The organism is Methanocrinis sp., assembly GCF_049974945.1.
Lineage (GTDB): Archaea > Halobacteriota > Methanosarcinia > Methanotrichales > Methanotrichaceae > Methanocrinis.
In genome coordinates this window covers 1-1,564 of sequence record NZ_JBNGCU010000192.1, presented here as the reverse complement: position 1 = coordinate 1,564, position 1,564 = coordinate 1, and the positions used below count along the sequence as shown (strand labels likewise).

At 63.3% G+C, this 1,564-nt stretch carries 2 protein-coding genes; both read right to left on the bottom strand.

Annotation, left to right across the window (positions count from 1 at the left end; genetic code table 11):
- Positions 1–849, bottom strand: an 849-nt coding sequence (locus tag ACP5EL_RS10465; RefSeq protein ID WP_428402452.1) for an ADP-ribosylglycohydrolase family protein, incomplete at its 3' end; no start/stop codon positions are given.
- A 78-nt stretch (positions 850–927) separates the two neighbouring features.
- Entirely contained in the window at positions 928–1,542 is a 615-nt protein-coding gene (locus ACP5EL_RS10460; RefSeq protein ID WP_428402451.1) for an MFS transporter, read from the bottom strand.
- Between the last annotated feature and the right edge of the window lie 22 nt (positions 1,543–1,564).

Here is a 1,564-nt window from a genome sequence, read left to right as displayed (position 1 = left end):
GCCCCGGTACGCCCCTCCCAGGGCCCCGGCGATGGAGGCGATGGAGTCGGTGTCTCCGCCCGAGGAGGCGGCCGCTGTCAGGGCATCCTCGGGCTCGAACTTGAGGTGGCAGTAGAAGGCGGCGGGGACCGTCTCCGTCACCATCGGCGATGTTCCGGTCTCTGCCAGCGCCTCTGGCGGATCGAGGTCGAGGAGCTCTTCTACGATAGAAAGGCGGCGGGCGAAATCCCGATCGATCCTCTCGGAGAAGGCGGCGGCCATCTCCAGGACCCGGACGGGAGAAAAGCCGAGGATAGAGAGGGCGACTCCGACGGCGACCGCGACCGACCCGGCCCTGGCAGCGGTTGAAGAGTGGGTGGGTAGACTCTGCTGGTCGGCGTACCTCGCGACGAGGTCGAGGTTGCAGTGGTAGACGAGGCCGATCGGCGCGGTCCTCATCGCCGAGCCGCAGGTGGGCGTCGGAAGGCCCGCCTCCTGCCAGGGCCGATCCCTCAAAAGATCCTGGATCGCCGTCATGCTCGTCCATCCGACGCCCCGGTTCAGAGAGGGATCGGCCGTCCAGGCCCTGCCCCAGTCGGCCAGCTTCGAGGTGAACCTCTCGACGTCGAAGAAGCCAGACTCGATTATCGTCTCCGCCAGAAGGAGAGTCTGCTCGGTATCGTCGGTGTACTGGCCGGGCGCGAGGCCGCAATGAAAGTGATCCGGGGTCGGGGCGACCATCTCCCGGACCTCGCCGAGCCGGCCCCGTATCTCCTCTCTCGTCAGCCCCTCTACGGGCATCCCCAGGGCGTCGCCGACGGCAAGCCCCAGCATGCAGCCCCGAAACCGATCCAAGAGCTCTCCTGCCATGGAGGCGAGAAGGAGATCCTCGACTAAATAGCCATCGGAATATAGAATATCGATTTTAAAGGCTCAGTCCGGGCTGGGTCAGTCGAGCTTGGATCTGCTCTCCCTCTCTTTGGAGATGGCGACCACTCTTCTTCCTGAAGCGCTCTCTTGGTCCAGCATGAAGAGGATGCCGCATCCCAAAAGGCACATCAATCCCGTCAGGATGAAGGTGGCGGTGAAGCCCGCGAGGCTTGCTATGGCGGCTCCGACGGCCGCGGTGGCGGCGGTTCCCAGGCCCGTGGAGGTGGAATAGACCGACCACTCGAAGCTCTCCCTTCCTGGGTTCAGGTTCTGGCTCCAGAGCCCGACCCAGGTGGGGTAGGCGAGGCCGCTTCCGATGCCGTAGAGCGTCTCCGCCAGGTAGACCTGATATATGTTGTCTATGAAGATGTACATCACCGGGACGGCGGCGATCAGGGCGGTTCCGACTATCAGCCATCTGGTCTTCTTCTCGCTCTCGTCGATGTGCCGGGAGAAGGGGAGCTGGACCAGGGACTTGGTCACCAGAAAGAGGGTGCTGGCCACCCCCGCAGTGAGAATGTTCCCTCCGGCCACCCCCTCGTTTATGAAGATGGCCAGGATGGGCTGGATCAGGCCGAAGCCGGTGAGGACGAAGATGTCCGAGAGCATGAGGAGCTTTATGGTGCGATTCATATTTTTCACCTCCGATTTTCGG